Source organism: Actinomyces sp. AC-20-1, assembly GCF_023369555.1.
Classification (GTDB): domain Bacteria; phylum Actinomycetota; class Actinomycetes; order Actinomycetales; family Actinomycetaceae; genus Actinomyces.
Map to the genome: position 1 here is coordinate 28,182 of NZ_JACJVC010000020.1, position 13,842 is coordinate 42,023.

The 13,842-nt window shown below is 74.8% G+C and carries 16 protein-coding genes, 1 tRNA gene and 1 other RNA gene; 11 read left to right on the plus strand and 7 right to left on the minus strand.

All coding sequences use genetic code 11. The features are described from left to right. Window positions 1–73: 73 nt before the first annotated feature. The 3 genes from recR to ffs all read right to left on the minus strand — a co-directional run bounded on the left by recR (window position 74) and on the right by ffs (window position 3,876). Window positions 74–679 (minus strand): recombination mediator RecR, encoded by a 606-nt coding sequence (gene recR / locus H6X67_RS10240; RefSeq protein ID WP_249369011.1) that lies wholly within the window; start codon window positions 677–679, stop codon window positions 74–76. Window positions 680–682: 3 nt separating this feature from the next. Continuing rightward, window positions 683–3,679 carry a DNA polymerase III subunit gamma and tau gene (locus H6X67_RS10245; RefSeq protein ID WP_249435521.1) on the minus strand — a complete coding sequence of 999 codons (2,997 nt, stop codon included), beginning with the start codon at window positions 3,677–3,679 and terminating at the stop codon, window positions 683–685. Between the two features lie 101 nt (window positions 3,680–3,780). After that, window positions 3,781–3,876: signal recognition particle sRNA small type (ffs, locus tag H6X67_RS10250), an RNA gene on the minus strand. Window positions 3,877–4,043: 167 nt separating this feature from the next. Here ffs and H6X67_RS10255 point away from each other — a divergent pair. From H6X67_RS10255 to H6X67_RS10280, 6 genes are all read left to right on the plus strand, one after another. Beyond that, a tRNA-Ser gene (locus H6X67_RS10255) sits at window positions 4,044–4,131 on the plus strand. Between the two features lie 185 nt (window positions 4,132–4,316). Next, the gene (locus H6X67_RS10260) at window positions 4,317–5,408 is read left to right on the plus strand and encodes a hypothetical protein (protein ID WP_249435522.1); all 1,092 of its coding nucleotides are present in this window, start codon (window positions 4,317–4,319) and stop codon (window positions 5,406–5,408) included. Further along, on the plus strand, window positions 5,405–5,776 hold the full coding sequence (locus tag H6X67_RS10265) for a GntR family transcriptional regulator (RefSeq protein WP_249369263.1): 372 nt from the start codon (window positions 5,405–5,407) through the stop codon (window positions 5,774–5,776). The genes H6X67_RS10260 and H6X67_RS10265 overlap by 4 nt, the downstream gene beginning before the upstream one ends. A 93-nt stretch (window positions 5,777–5,869) precedes the next feature. Beyond that, window positions 5,870–6,403, plus strand: coding sequence for a septum formation family protein (locus tag H6X67_RS10270; RefSeq protein WP_249369259.1), 534 nt, complete (start codon window positions 5,870–5,872; stop codon window positions 6,401–6,403). A gap of 167 nt (window positions 6,404–6,570) precedes the next feature. Next, window positions 6,571–6,909 (plus strand): type II toxin-antitoxin system VapB family antitoxin, encoded by a 339-nt coding sequence (locus tag H6X67_RS10275; RefSeq protein ID WP_249369257.1) that lies wholly within the window; start codon window positions 6,571–6,573, stop codon window positions 6,907–6,909. Between the two features lie 43 nt (window positions 6,910–6,952). Further along, entirely contained in the window at window positions 6,953–7,582 is a 630-nt protein-coding gene (locus H6X67_RS10280; protein ID WP_249369254.1) for a LytR C-terminal domain-containing protein, read from the plus strand. A gap of 89 nt (window positions 7,583–7,671) precedes the next feature. Here H6X67_RS10280 and H6X67_RS10285 read toward each other — a convergent pair whose 3' ends face one another. Beyond that, window positions 7,672–9,066 carry a uracil-xanthine permease family protein gene (locus H6X67_RS10285; protein ID WP_249369252.1) on the minus strand — a complete coding sequence of 465 codons (1,395 nt, stop codon included), beginning with the start codon at window positions 9,064–9,066 and terminating at the stop codon, window positions 7,672–7,674. 205 nt (window positions 9,067–9,271) lie between these two features. Between H6X67_RS10285 and H6X67_RS10290 the strand changes: the two genes are divergently transcribed. Further along, a complete protein-coding gene (locus H6X67_RS10290) occupies window positions 9,272–9,655 on the plus strand; it encodes a DUF4190 domain-containing protein (RefSeq protein WP_249369250.1) in 384 nt (127 codons plus the stop codon). A gap of 44 nt (window positions 9,656–9,699) precedes the next feature. Beyond that, window positions 9,700–10,440: a glutamine amidotransferase-related protein gene (locus H6X67_RS10295; protein ID WP_249369248.1), complete on the plus strand. Its 741-nt coding sequence runs from the start codon at window positions 9,700–9,702 to the stop codon at window positions 10,438–10,440. 49 nt (window positions 10,441–10,489) lie between these two features. On the opposite strand, the gene H6X67_RS10300 is transcribed toward H6X67_RS10295, so the two are convergent. The 3 genes from H6X67_RS10300 to H6X67_RS10310 all read right to left on the minus strand — a co-directional run bounded on the left by H6X67_RS10300 (window position 10,490) and on the right by H6X67_RS10310 (window position 11,846). Further along, on the minus strand, window positions 10,490–11,314 hold the full coding sequence (locus H6X67_RS10300; RefSeq protein WP_249369246.1) for a phosphorylase family protein: 825 nt from the start codon (window positions 11,312–11,314) through the stop codon (window positions 10,490–10,492). 114 nt (window positions 11,315–11,428) lie between these two features. Beyond that, complete coding sequence (locus tag H6X67_RS10305; protein WP_249369244.1) at window positions 11,429–11,665, minus strand: hypothetical protein; 237 nt, start codon at window positions 11,663–11,665, stop codon at window positions 11,429–11,431. After that, window positions 11,658–11,846: a helix-turn-helix transcriptional regulator gene (locus H6X67_RS10310; RefSeq protein WP_249369268.1), complete on the minus strand. Its 189-nt coding sequence runs from the start codon at window positions 11,844–11,846 to the stop codon at window positions 11,658–11,660. The genes H6X67_RS10305 and H6X67_RS10310 overlap by 8 nt, the downstream gene beginning before the upstream one ends. Window positions 11,847–12,031: 185 nt before the next feature. On the opposite strand from H6X67_RS10310, the gene H6X67_RS11920 reads away from it, so the two are divergent. The 3 genes from H6X67_RS11920 to H6X67_RS10325 all read left to right on the plus strand — a co-directional run. Further along, the gene (locus tag H6X67_RS11920; protein ID WP_249369242.1) at window positions 12,032–12,409 is read left to right on the plus strand and encodes a hypothetical protein; all 378 of its coding nucleotides are present in this window, start codon (window positions 12,032–12,034) and stop codon (window positions 12,407–12,409) included. Between the two features lie 31 nt (window positions 12,410–12,440). Further along, window positions 12,441–12,689 carry an AAA family ATPase gene (locus H6X67_RS10320; RefSeq protein ID WP_249369240.1) on the plus strand — a complete coding sequence of 83 codons (249 nt, stop codon included), beginning with the start codon at window positions 12,441–12,443 and terminating at the stop codon, window positions 12,687–12,689. Between the two features lie 493 nt (window positions 12,690–13,182). After that, window positions 13,183–13,842: helicase-related protein (locus tag H6X67_RS10325; RefSeq protein WP_349305319.1), on the plus strand; the 660-nt coding region annotated here is incomplete at its 3' end.

Genomic DNA, 13,842 nt, shown 5'->3' on the forward strand with positions numbered 1-13,842 from the left:
TAGCAATCGTTGTGGTGCCATCGCCGGGGATCCCGGACTCCCGACGGCCCGGGTGGGCGGGTCGAGAGCGGCACTACTCGTCGACGCGGCGGCGTCCCTCGAAGGCGCGGCCGAGGGTGACCTCGTCGGCGTACTCGAGGTCGCTGCCCACCGGCAGGCCGGAGGCGAGGCGGGAGACGGGAACGTCCATGGTGCGCAGCACGCGGGTGAGGTAGGCGGCCGTGGCCTCCCCGACGACGTCGGGGTCCGTGGCCAGGATGACCTCGCCGACCTCCCCGCCCAGGCGGGCGAAGAGCTCGCGCACGCGCAGGTCGTCGGGGCCGACGCCGTTGATGGGGTCGATGGCCCCGCCGAGGACGTGGTAGAGGCCCCGGTACTCGCGAGTGCGCTCGATGGCGACGACGTCCTTGGGCTCCTCGACCACGCAGATGACGCGCTGGTCGCGGCGCGGGTCGGCGCAGATGGTGCACTGCTCGGCCTCGGCGATGTTGCCGCAGGTGGTGCAGAAGCGCACCCGCGCCTTGACGGCGCGCAGGGCGTCGATGAGGCGCTCGACGCTGGCGGTGTCGGAGGCGAGGATGTGGAAGGCCATCCGCTGGGCGGACTTGGGGCCGATGCCGGGGAGCTCCCCGAGCTCGTCGATGAGGTCCTGGACGGCACCTTCGTAGACGGCGGGCATGGGTCAGGATCCTTCCGGTCCGCGGTCGGTGATGACGACCTCCTCCAGGACGGTGGCGCCGAGCAGGCGCTTGACGACCTCGAGGCCGACGACGCCGGCCTCCTCGGCGTCCTCGTCGTCCTCACTGATGACGTCGTCCTCGAGCCTGACGACCGGGCGCACCTGGGCGGCGCCGGGGGGTGGTGCCTCGCCCCGGGCGGCGGCGCGGGCGGCGGCCATGGCGGCGCTGACCGAGGCGCTGGGCGGGGCCCATGAGTCCTCGGTGGAGGCCTCGAAGGGGGCGGGCTCATCGGGCAGGGGGATGCCGTCGGAGAAGTAGCCGTCGTCGGCTGCGGGGCGCTGCGGGACCGGGCCGGCCGGACCGGGGGCCGCCGGAGCCGGCTCCACGGCGCCAGAGGTCTCCGCGTCGGGGGTCACGGCGTCGGGAGCCGCAGTGCTCGAGGCCGAGGGGGCAGGGGCTGCCGGGCCGGTGCCGGGGCCCGCGGAGCCGGTGAGGGTACGGCTCGAGGGGTCCGGGCCGAGGGCGCCCGCAGGTCCGACAGGGGTGGAGCCGTCGGGCTCGCCAGGGGCCGGCCCGACAGGGCCGTGGGCGCGTTCGGCCGGCTCCGAGGGCGAGGGGGCGCTGGTGGGCCCGGGGGCCGTCTGGCGCTGCGGAGCGGACGACGAGGCCCTGCCGGGGATCTCCGGCAGGGCGTGGAGGCGGTGGACGGTGGCCAGGGGAGCGTCGTCCACCTCGGCGGGCGCCCCGGCGCCGGGCGCGGGCCGGGCGGGGCCGGCCTGGGGCGGGGCCCCTGAGGGCGCGCCCACAGCCCGGTCCTGCTCGTCGGGGACCGGGGAGGGGTGCGGCCTGCGGGCCTGGCCGATGGGGGCGACCTCGCCCCAGCCGACGGGCTCAGGTTCAGGTGCGGAGGAGGGTGCCGCCTCGGGGGCGGGCGCCCGCCCCGGCGAGGAGGAGGCGGGGGACGTCGTCGGGGTGGGCGCGGGTGCGGCGGCCGGAGCCGCCGTCGGGGTCGGCCCGGACGCAGCCGCCTGGACCGCCGCGGAGGAGGGCGCGATCACCTGAGGCGCGGGTCCCGCGGGCGCTCGCGGGGCGCGTGAGGCTCCCACCCCCCCGGGGGCGCCGGGGCCTCCCGCGGGGACCGGCCCGCCGGGACCATCCGGCCCGCCGGGACCTCCTGGCCCTCCTGGGCCTCCGAGGAGGACGGCCTCGACCTGGACCTGGAGGCCGAGTGCCTGGTGGAGCGCCTGGGCGACGACGGGGGCGTGTCCGTGGCTGAAGGCGTTGACGAGCCCCGGCGACCTGAACAGGACGCGGAAGACGCCCGCCTCGACGTCACCGGGCTGGGCGTGCGGCTCGACGAGGGCCCAGGTGGCGCGCCGCTCGCGCTTGATGGCCTCGAGGACCTCGCCCCACCGGGTGCGGATCATCTCCCCGTCGGCTCCGGCGGTGCCGGAGGCCTGCTGCGCCGTCCCCGGCTGGATCTCCTCGTCGGCACCGGGTGCGGACTGCGGCGTCGCGGTAGGCGGGGCCGCCGCGGCGGAGGCCTCGCCGGCCGGGTGGGGCACGGCCGTCTCGGGCGCGCCCAGGGCGCGCGCCGGGGGGGCGTCGGGATACTCAGAGGGCGCAGAGGGCGCCGTCGTGCCCGGCTGGGCCGGGGGCGCCGCCTCAGGCGCGACAGGCGCGTCGGGCCCTGAGGGCGCCGGGGACGCGGCCGGAGCGGGTTGGCCGGAGCCCGTCGGCTGCGTCGCCGCACCGTCGTCACCACCGGAGGCGCGACGGGCGATGGCGGCGGCCAGGGCGCGCGGGTCCTGCGCCGCAGGCACGGCCTGCGGCGCGACCCCGGGCTGCACCGCCGCCGGGGCACCGGCAGCGCCCTGGGGCACGGGCCCCGGCTGTGAGCGCTGGGGCACCAGCAGGCGCGCCATGAGCAGCTCGAGCTGGAGGCGCGGGGAGGTGGCCCCCACCATCTGGGTCAGGGCCTGGGCGGTGAGGTCCGCGTAGCGCGAGAGCGTGGCGGAGCCGATCGTGCGCGCCTGGACCTCCATGCGCTCGAGCTCGTCCGAGGGCAGGGACCCGAGAGCGGGCCCGGCCTCCGCCCCGGCGAGCGCGATGACGAGCAGGTCCCGCAGCCGCTGGAGAAGGTCCTCGACGAAGCGACGGGGGTCGTGCCCGGAGGCGATGACACGGTCCACCACGCGGAAGACGCCCGCGCCGGAGGCGGCCGCGATGGAGTCCACGCACTGGTCGAGCATCGTCGTGTCCGTGTAGCCCAGCAGGGCGACGGCCCTCTGGTAGTCGACCTCGCCGTCGACGGCGCCGCCGATGAGCTGGTCCATGACCGAGAGCGTGTCGCGCACGCTCCCGCCGCCTGCCCGGGTGACGAGCGGGAACACCCCCGGCCCCACCGCGACGCCCTCCGAGTGGCAGAGCTGGCCGAGGTAGGTCTCCAGGGTGTCCGGTGGGACGAGGCGGAAGGGGTAGTGGTGGGTGCGCGAGCGGATGGTGCCGATGACCTTCTCCGGCTCGGTGGTGGCGAAGATGAACTTCACGTGCGCCGGGGGCTCCTCGACGAGCTTGAGCAGGGCGTTGAAGCCCTGCGGCGTGACCATGTGGGCCTCGTCGAGGATGAAGATCTTGAAGCGGTCCCGGGCGGGGGCGAAGACCGCGCGCTCGCGCAGGTCGCGGGCGTCGTCGACGCCGTTGTGGCTGGCGGCGTCGATCTCGACGACGTCGAGGCTGCCGGGGCCGCCGGTGGCCAGGTCCCGGCAGGAGGGGCACACCCCGCAGGGGGTGTCCGTGGGGAACTGCTCGCAGTTGAGGCAGCGGGCGAGGATGCGGGCGCTCGTCGTCTTGCCGCAGCCGCGCGGGCCGGAGAAGAGGTAGGCGTGGGTGACGCGGTCACCGCACAGTGCCGCCATGAGGGGGGCGGTCACGTGCTCCTGCCCGATGACGTCCTGAAAGGTGTCCGGGCGGTAGCGGCGGTACAGAGCGGTGGTCACGGTCCGACTCTAAACGGGAGCACCGACACGATGCGACGGCCGAAGCGGGCCCGCGGCGGGAGCGGCCCCGCGGCGGCGCCCTCGCCAGCACCCCCCGGTCACGTGAGGACCCCCCGTGCACCCGCCAGAGCCCGCTTACCCTTGCTACCTTCCGGTCCTGGGGGGATTCACTGGATGACGCCGCACGAGGGGCCGCGAGCGAGTGTACCCGACGTCCGGCCCGCCCCGGCGCCCGGCCCCGCGGGTCGGCGCGGCCGTGACCGATGCCACCGGCCTCGGCTCCCCACCGGCTGGCACCACGGGGCGCGGGTCGCATATAGTCCATTCCCGTTGCACGGGATCCGTCGCGGTCACGTCAGCGCCTGGAGGATTCGCCTAGTGGCCTATGGCGCACGCTTGGAAAGCGTGTTGGGTGCAAGCCCTCGGGGGTTCGAATCCCCCATCCTCCGCCACCGGTTCAAGGCCCGCAGTTTTCCCCAGAATCCTGCGGGTCTTCTTTTTTCGTCACCAGGGTTGGACCCCACCTAAGACCCTGCCAGCCCCAGCTGCGCCCCACCACCCCTTGTACCGCCCCCTTGACACAAGACCGCATCGCCCCCACTCTTGTACCATCAACTCAGTACAAGAGGTGGTTGCCATGTTCCTGCCGATGCTCGCCGTCGTCCTCACCGTCCTGTTCCTGCTCACCTTCCTGCCCATCGCCCTCACCCGCGCCGCCCGCGCCGCCCACGCCCCCAGCACGCCGCCCGCCCTCGCCGACGCCGACCGCTACTCGCGGCGCAGCACCGCCCTGGCCGTCCTCACCGGGCTCGGCGCCGCCGTCGCCGTCGCCCTCGTCTGGGCCCTGGCCGAGCGGGCCTACATGTACACCGCCCTCGCGCACACGATCACCGACGCCGCCACCAGGCCCGACGACGGCGAGCTCATCATCGGCCAGCTCCCGCCCCTGCTCGACCTCGGTCTCGTCCTCGCCCCCAGCGTCATGGGCGTCGTCGGCCTCCTGGTCCTCCTCCTGCGCGAGCGCCGCAGCCCCCTCGTGACGACGCCGACGCGCACCGCCTCACTGACACCTCGACGTCCCCGCGACTATGTCTCGCTCCCCTTCGCCGTCGTCGCCGTCCTCGCCCTGGTCCTGCTCACCTCCCTCCTCGTCATCGGCACCCTCACGGCCGACGCCACCGGCACGGCCCACACCTGGGAGGGGACGTGGCACAGCGCCAGCGGCCCCGTCCAGGCCACCAGCACCCGCACCCCCTGGCCCGGCTGGGTCTACTCCGTGCCCATCCTGCTGCTCACCGTTGCCCAGCTCGTCCTGGCCACCACCGCCCTGCGCGACACCGCCGCCCGCGGCCAGCTGACCTCCTGGGCCGACGACGCCCCCGACACCGACCTCGACGCCGCCCTGCGCCGCCGCAGCGCGGACGCCGTCGTCGGGCTCCTCATCATCGCCGTGTCCCTGCCGACCATCGCGGCGGGTCTGACCATGGCGCCCATCGCGGGCGACGCCCTGGGCTCCTACCCGATGCTCGGCCGCGAGTACCTGGCCCTGGGGGTGTGGGCCCTGGCCTGCGCCGGCCTGGCGCTGCTCGCCCTGGGAGCCGGGACCGCCCTCATGCTGCGGCGCCCGGCCGTCATCCGCGAGCGCCTGGCCCTCGACGCACCGCTCGTCACCGCACCGCACAGCTCCGCGCCCGCCGCTACGGCGCCCGAGGGCGGCGAGCAGTCATGAGCCCGACGTCGATCACCCTGGACACGGCGGACCCGACCCCGCCCTTCGAGCAGGTCCGCCGCCAGGTCGCCGCCCTCATCTCCTCCGGAGCGCTGGAGGAGGGCTCGCGCCTGCCGACGGTGCGCCAGCTGGCGGGTGACCTGCGCGTCGCCCCAGGCACGGTGGCGCGCGCCTACAAGGAGCTCGAGTCCGCGGGGCTCGTCGTCACGCGCCGGGGCGCGGGGACCTGCGTCGCGTCCGGACGGACGCTGCCGCCGGAGCGGCGCCGTGAGCGCCTTGAGGAGCTGGCCCGCCAGTACGTCACGGCCGCCCGCCGCCTGGGGGCCGACGACGCGGCGCTGCGCGGCGCCGTCGAGACCGCGCTGTGACCGCCTTGTGACCGTATCTCCCATGGTGGACCGCACATCTCATGGGTACCGCGCCCCATGGCGCATCCCGGGTTCCTTTGAGACTCTTGCACCATGCGAAAGATCACCCACGCTCTTGCTGTTCCCTTCGCCCTCCTTCTCGCCGTCGGCCTCACCGCCTGTGGTGACCAGGTTCCCGTCTCGTCCTCGGACGACACCGCCGTGACCACCGCCGCCGAGGAGACCCCGGCCGCCGACCGCGAGGTGGAGTCGGAGACCGACTCCGTCATGAAGCTCCAGGTCGGCGACTGCTTCAACTACGACGACTCCGAGTCCACCGTCTCCGAGGTCGACTTCGTCTCCTGCGACGACCCGCACCAGTTCGAGGTCTACAACAACTCCGACATCGACGACTCCGTCCACTCCACCGTCCCCGTCGGTGACGCCCTGGACGAGGAGATCTACAACGCCTGCTTCGACGCCTTCGAGATGTACGTCGGCATCCCCCTCTCCGACTCCTCCTACGACGTCCAGTCCCTGCAGCCGACCGTCTCCTCCTGGGCCCACGGCGACCGCACCATCAACTGCCTCATCACCAGCCAGGACGGCACCGAGCTGGTCGGCTCCGCCCGCGGCACCAGCAAGTGACCGCGCCAGCACCCCACCACTGATCCCACCGACGCCGTCGGCCCACCCCCTCGGGGGACACGGGCCGGCGGCGTCCGCGTGCCCGGGGCGTCACCCGGCTGCTCCGGCGGCGCCCCGACGGCGACACACGGGCCCTGTCGCGCACCACCTGCCGTTACGATGGGCGGGTGATCTTCAAGGCCGTCGGTGACCGTGCGCCCTACCCCGAGCACGGGGTGACGCAGCAGCGCGTCTGGTCGACGATCGCCCCCCGGCAGATCCGCCTGGACCTCCTGACGACCACCCGCGCCACCCTCGACCTGCGCAACCTCCTCGACGACGACTCCACCTTCTTCGGCGACCTGTTCGCGCACGTCGTGTCCTGGAACGGTGAGCTGTACCTCGAGACCGGCCTGCACCGGGCCCTGCGCGCGGCGCTCCAGGGCCGCACGCTCATCCACGCACGCGTCCTCACGCTCGACCCCGCCGGCCGCCCGCTGCTGGCCCCGCCGCCGCCCGGCGCCTGAGGTCTCCTGCCCGCCCGGACGGCGAGTCCACTACTGTGAGCGCGTGAGCCCCGCGAGCCCCCTGTCCGAGTACCGTCGTCGTCTGCAGCACCGGCAGACCACCGTCATCGGCGGCCTCATCGTCGCCATGGTCCTCACGACGGCGGTGTGCCTGGCGGTGTGGACCGGGATGGTCCCCGCCCCCTACGAGCCCGGCTTCTCCTCCGCCCCCGAGGAGACCGCCCCCCTGGTCCGGGTGTGCCCGCCCGCCGAGGCCGTCACCGCGCAGGTCACCGCGGTCCCGGTCAACGTCTTCAACGGCACCGAGACACCGGGCCTGGCCAAGGGCGTCGCGGACGCCCTGGCGCAGGCCGGCCTGGCGGTCGGCATGGTGGCGGACTGGCACCTGGGCTCCTACAGCGGCAACGTCCTGCTCACCACCTCCGAGGCCGGCCTGGCCAACGCCTACACCCTCGCGCAGGCCTTCACCGGGGACGTGTCCATCACCCTGGACGAGGTGCAGGACCCGGCCGACACCACCGTCAACGTCGTCCTGGGCTCCCAGTACCAGCAGGGGGTGCGGGCCGCCGCGGAGATCGGCCAGATCCAGGCGGACCAGCCCATCACCGCGCCCGAGGGGTGCCTGGCCCCCACCGAGGCGTCCGGGACAGGCGGGGCCACGCCGTCGGAGTAAGGGTCCTCGCACGCACGCAGAGGCGGCCCGCACCCTGCTCGGGTGCGGGCCGCCTGCGTGTGGACGTGCGTGCGGGCTCGCCCGGCGCGTCAACGCTGCTGACGGGCTCGGCTGGAGTAGGCCGGGCCCTCGAGGTCCGCGCCGGCCGGGGCGGAGGCCGGGGAGGCCTGCTCCAGGTTGGTGCCGCGCGCCCTCGAGACCCAGCGCATGGTGTGGTAGACGGCGATGGCCGCGATGGAGCCCAGGGCGATACCGGTGAAGGTCATGTCGCCCCAGTGCCAGGTGTAGTCGGCGATGGCCACGACCATGGCGACGGCCGCCGTGTTGAGGTTGACGGGGTCGGCGAAGTCGACGCGGTTCTGCACCCAGATGCGCACGCCGAGCATGCCGATCATGCCGTAGAGGATCGTGGCGGCGCCGCCGAGGACTCCCGCGGGGATCGTCGCGATGATCTCGCCGAACTTCGGCAGCATGGACAGGCCCAGGGCCGTGACGGCCGCGACGACGTAGGCGGCGGTGGAGTACACGCGCGTGGCCGCCATGACGCCGATGTTCTCCGCGTAGGTGGTGGTGCCGGAGCCGCCGCCGACGCCGGCGAGCGCCGTCGAGACGCCGTCGGCGAACAGGGCGCGCCCGGTGACGCCGTCGAGGTTCTCCCCGGTCATGGCGGCCACGGACTTCACGTGGCCGATGTTCTCGGCCACGAGCACGAGGACGACGGGGACGAACAGTCCCAGGAGGCTGAGGTCGAAGGACGGGGCCCGGAAGGCGGGCACGCCCACCCAGTCCGCGCCGGCGATGGCGTCGAAGTTGACCTCGCCGCGCACGCAGGCGGTGGCGTAGCCGATGAGGACGCCGATGAGGATGCTCAGGCGGCCGATGATGCCCTTGAACAGGACGGTGATGAGCAGGATCGACACGATGGTGACCATCGCCGTCACGGGCGCCGTCCTGACGTTGTTCCAGGCGCTCGGGGCGAGGTTGAAGCCGATGAGGGAGACGATGGCGCCGGTGACGATCGGCGGCATGAGCCGGTCGATCCAGGCGGTGCCGGCGAAGTGGACGACGACGCCGATGAGGGCCAGCGACAGGCCCGCGGCGATGACGCCGCCCTGCGCCAGGGAGGCCCTGGCGTCGTCGATGGGGCCGCCGCCGTCGGCCACGTAGCCGGTGACCGCCCCGATGGGGGCGATGAGGGCGAAGGACGAGCCCAGGTAGGAGGGCAGGCGCCCGCTCGTGACGGCGAGGAACAGGAGCGTGCCGAAGCCGGTGAAGAACAGGGTCGTCGAGGGGTCGAAGCCGGTGAGCAGCGGCACGAGGAAGGTCGCCCCGAACATGGCGACGACGTGCTGCACGCCGATGCCGATGGTGCGGGGCCAGGTGAGGCGCTCATGGGGAGCGACGACCTCACCGGGGGCGATCGAGCGGCCGTCGCCGTGGAGGGTCCAGCCGCGCGGGCGGCGGCTGCTGGTGGAGGAGGACACGTGGGCTCCTGTCGCGTGGGAACGGGGACCGGCACCGCGGACGAGTCAGTGAATGAGTCAGTGAACGGGTCATCGGGGCGCCGGAGCGGCAGGGCCCGGCAGAGCCCTGCCGGGTCTCCAGTCTAGGAGCCCGGGCCCCGGGTGTCGGTCCGGGATCCTCCTGGCGCAGGATGCCGTCCGCCACACGCGCCGCCATCATGGGGCCGTGAGCTCCCCGCCGACCCCGCCCTCAGGCCCGACGTCGCCCTCCTGGCAGGACCGGGAGGACCAGGGGGCCTGGACCGCGCAGCGACCGCCCTTCCCCGGCACGGAGCACCTGAGCCCGGTGGAGGTCTTCTCCGGACCCGGCTACCAGGCGCCGCGCTCGGCCACCGACCCGGTCGCCGTCGTCGCCCTCGTGCTGGGGGTGCTGTCCGTGGTGCCGGGCGTGGGCCTGCTGGCAGCTGCGGCGGGAGGCTGGGCGCTGCGCCGCCTGCGCGGCCGGTGGGCGAGCGGCCTGGGCATGGCCTGGTTCGCCGTCGTCATGGGCTGCGCGACCACGGTCGTGTGGCTGTGGGCGTGGTGGCTCTACGACGCGCTCAGGGGCTGAGGCTCACCTGACCCCGCTCGGGCCGAGTCGTTACACTGCCGGGCGTGAAGCCTTTCATCATGGTGTCGACGCGTCCCGAGATCGAGGCCGCCGAGCAGGAGTACGAGTCCTTCCGCGTCCAGGGCGGCCTGGAGCCTGGCGACCTGCACCACGTGCGCCTGGAGGAGGTCGACTTCCTCAGCGGCTTCCAGGCGGGGGACGTCTCCGGCGTCCTCATCGGCGGCAGCCCCTATGACGCCCCGACTCCCGAGACCTCCAAGACGCGCACCCAGCTGCGCGTGGAGGAGCAGGTGCGCGAGCTGCTGTCGGTCGCCCTCAGGGAGGGCGTGCCGGTGCTCGCGACCGGCTTCGGCCTCGAGGTGCTGGCCGGCTACCTGGGCGCCGGGACCTCGACGCGCTTCGCCGAGGCGCTGGGCTCCGCGGAGATCTACCTGACGGCCGAGGGCCGCCGGGACCCGCTCCTGGAGGGCATGCCGGAGGTCTTCACGGCCTTCGTCGGCCACCACGAGGGCGTCGGCCAGGTGCCCGAGGGGGCGACCCTGCTGGCCACCTCCCCGGACTGCCCGGTGCAGATGGTCCGGGTGGGTGCGAGCGTCTACGGCACGCAGTTCAACCCGGAGCTCGACGTCGACCTGTTCCTGTCGCGCCTGTCGATCTACAAGGACGCCGGCTACGGGGACCCGGGCCTCATCGACGACCTCCTGAGCCAGGCGCGTACGAGCGAGTCCGGCCACGAGGCGGGGCGCCTCATCCGCTCCTTCGTCGAGCACTTCTCCCAGGACTGACCGGGGCCGGCCCAGAGCCAACAGGGCCCACGAGCGCGCCGGTCCCGTCTCAGCCGATCTCGGCCAGAACGGCCTCGACGGCCTCGTGCACGACCTGCGCGGCGGGGCGGGACGGCCCGGTGCCCGCCCGGCTGGCGGCGGCGCGGTGCCCGGCCGCGCGGCGGCCCGCGGGGCCGGGGGCGGTGCCCGCACTCGTGTGGTCGACGCAGGCGAGTCCGGCCACGCGCACCCCGCGCGAGGACAGGGCCATGGCCTCGGCGACGGAGTCCATGACGACGGCGTCCACGCCGAGCCCGCGCATGATGAAGGACTCGGCCGGGGTGGGCCGGGTGGGTCCGGGGACGAGGGCGACGACGCCCGCGGCGCTCACGCCGTCGACCTGGGTGAGGCGGACGAAGAGGTCCGGGTCCCAGGCGGCGTCGAGCGGGTCGGTGGCGGTGAACAGGGGCCCGCCGGTGAGGTTGAGGTGGTCCCCGACGGCGAGGAGGTCCCCGGCCTCGGTGAGGGCGCAGGCGCGCGTGACGAGGAGGGCGGCGCGCGCCCCCGTGCCCGCGGCGATCCTCGCGAGGGCGGTCGTGCGGTGCGCCGGCCCGCCCTCGTAGGCGGCGGTGCGGCCGCGGGCGACGAGGACGCCGAGGCCGCCGCGGTCGTAGGAGTCCAGGGCGTCCTCCTGGCCGGTGCCGCCGGGGGCGCTGACGCCGGGCAGGTAGGACAGTCGCACGCGAACGTCGGGCTCGCCCCAGGCCCGGTCGATCTCGGTCAGGAGGGCGGGCTCGGCGACGACGAGGAGGTCGTGGCGGGCCCGGCCGGTGGACAGGAGGATGGAGACGCCGCCGGGGTCCTCGTCCCAGGTGCCTGCGGGCTGCACGGTCACGGCTCCTCCTCACTGCCGGCTCGTCGTCGGCTCGACTAAGGTCTGCCTGACCGAGCGTACCGAACGAGTCCGGGGTTCAGCGCCTCCGGTGTGCGCCCCGCTGGGCGGCGCCACTCAGGTCGTGCGGTCGTAGTAGACGCTGGCGGCGATGAGGGTCAGGGTCATGAGCACCGAGATGACCGGTAGGACGGAGGAGCCGGCGAGGCCCAGCAGGTAGTCGTGCACCGGCCTGTCGACGGGGACGAGGCCGGCGCCGACGGCGGAGGCGACGGCGAGCGCGAGGCAGAGCAGGAAGCTGAGGCCTGCGCTGCGGATGACGCGTGGGCGGCTGGGGATGGTGCGGTCAGGCATGGAAGATCTCCTCCACTGTGGTCCCGAAGTATCGGGCGATGGCGATGGCGAGCGGGAGAGAGGGGTCGTACTTGCCCTTCTCGATGGAGTTGACGCTCTGGCGCGAGACCCCCAGGGCCTCACCGAGCTGCGCCTGGGTGAGGCCCTGGGCCTCGCGCAGGGCGCGCACGTCGTTGTCCATCCGTTCCTCCTCGGTCAGGTGACGGTGACGCCGGGAGTCCTTTCGAACCCCGACGACATGTCTAGCGTGCTTGACATCTACGACGATGTCAAGCACGCTTTCCATGGCGGGTCCCGCTGCCGCGCCCACGAGGCCGTGCGCCGCACGTCACCCGCACGAGCGCCACGGCCGCGTAGCCTCGACCCGTGCCCACCATCACCGCCCTCATCGCCCACGCCCCCGAGCCGCAGGTCCGCGCCCTCCTGGCCCGGGTCTTCACCGAGGGCGGCTGGCGCGTCACCGAGGGCGCCGGCACCCTCGTCGTCGAGCGCGGCTCACGCGGCAAGACCCTCCTGCTCGGCGGCGCCGCCGGGGAGGACTTCTACCTGCGCCAGACGCTCACCCTCGAGCCCGGCGAGCACGACGGCGGGCCCACCACCGCCATCACCTACCCCACCTCCAGCGCCGCCATCACCCGCGGCGGCCCCTACGGCGCCGACCGAGAGATGCGCCTGCACGACGAGTTCTCCCAGCGGATCACCACCGCCCTGCGCGAGGCCGGCGTCGTGGCCGGCCTCGCCTGAGCCGTCGTCGCCCCAGGACCCCCGAGCAGCGATGACCGACCCGATCGCGCGCCTGCTCGCCGCCCCGCCCGACCTGCCGGTGGCCGCCGGGCTCGACGACCTGCGCGCCCTCCTGGACACCCACACCTGCGCCGTCGTCACCGCCCCGCCCGGCACCGGCAAGACCACCCTCGTCCCGCCGCTCGTCGCCGACGTCCTGCGCGGGCGGGGCCACGAGGGACGCGTGGTGGTCACCCAGCCGCGCCGCGTCGCCGCCCGCGCCGCCGCCTCGCGGGCCTGATCGGCGAGGAGGTCGGAGGCACCGTCGGCTACGCCGTGCGCGGCGAGCGGCGCTCCGGCCGCACCACCCGCGTCGAGGTCGTCACCGCCGGGCTCCTCCTGCGGCGCCTCCAGGCCGAGCCGGACCTGCCCGGTACCGCCGCCGTCGTCCTCGACGAGGTCCACGAGCGCTCCCTCGACTCCGACCTCCTCCTCACCCTCCTGCTCGACGCGCGCGCCCTGCGCGAGGACCTCGTCGTCGTCGCCATGTCCGCCACCCTCGACCTCACCCTCCTGCCCCGCCTCCTGGGAGCCGACGGCGACGCCCCCGTCCTCGACATCCCCTCCGCCCTGCACCCCGTCCGGGAGCAGTGGGCTCCCCCTCCCCCGGGCGTCGCCCGGCTCGCCCCGGGCGGGGTCCCGCGAGACCTCCTCGCCCACGTCACCGCCACCGCCCTCGACGCCCTCGCCCGGGAGAGCGGCGACCTCCTCGTGTTCCTTCCGGGAGCCCGGGAGTGGACGAGGTCGTCACCCGGCTGCGCGCCTCGGTGCCCGGTGGCGTCGACGTCCTGGCCCTGCACGGGCGCCTGGGCGCCGCCGCGCAGGACGCCGCCCTGGCGCCCTGCGCCCCCGGGCGGCGGCGCGTCGTCGTCTCCACCAACATCGCCGAGTCCTCGCTCACCGTGCCGGGGGTGCGCGTCGTCGTCGACGCCATGCTCACCCGCGAGCCGCGCCTGGACGTGGCCACCGGGATGAGCGGGCTCGTCACTGTCGGGGCCGCGCGCGCCAGCGGCGTGCAGCGGGCCGGCAGGGCCGGGCGCGAGGGGCCCGGCGTCGTCGTGCGCTGCTGCTCGCCCGTGGACTGGGCGCGCGCCCCGCAGGCCCCCACGCCCGAGATCCTGTCCGCGGACCTCACCGGCGCCGCGCTCGAGCTCGCCGGCTGGGGCGCGCCCGGCGGCACCGGCCTCGCCTGGATCGACCCTCCCCCGGCGCCCGCCCTCGCCGCGGCGACGGCGACCCTCGAGCGGCTGGGGCTCACGGGCCCGGACGGCGCGGTCACCGCACTGGGACGGGCCGTCGTCGGCCTGCCCGCACCCGTGCGCGAGGCCCGGGCCCTGCTGGCCGCCGCCCCCGGGCTCGGGGCGCGCCGAGCCGCGGAGGCGACCGCCCTGCTC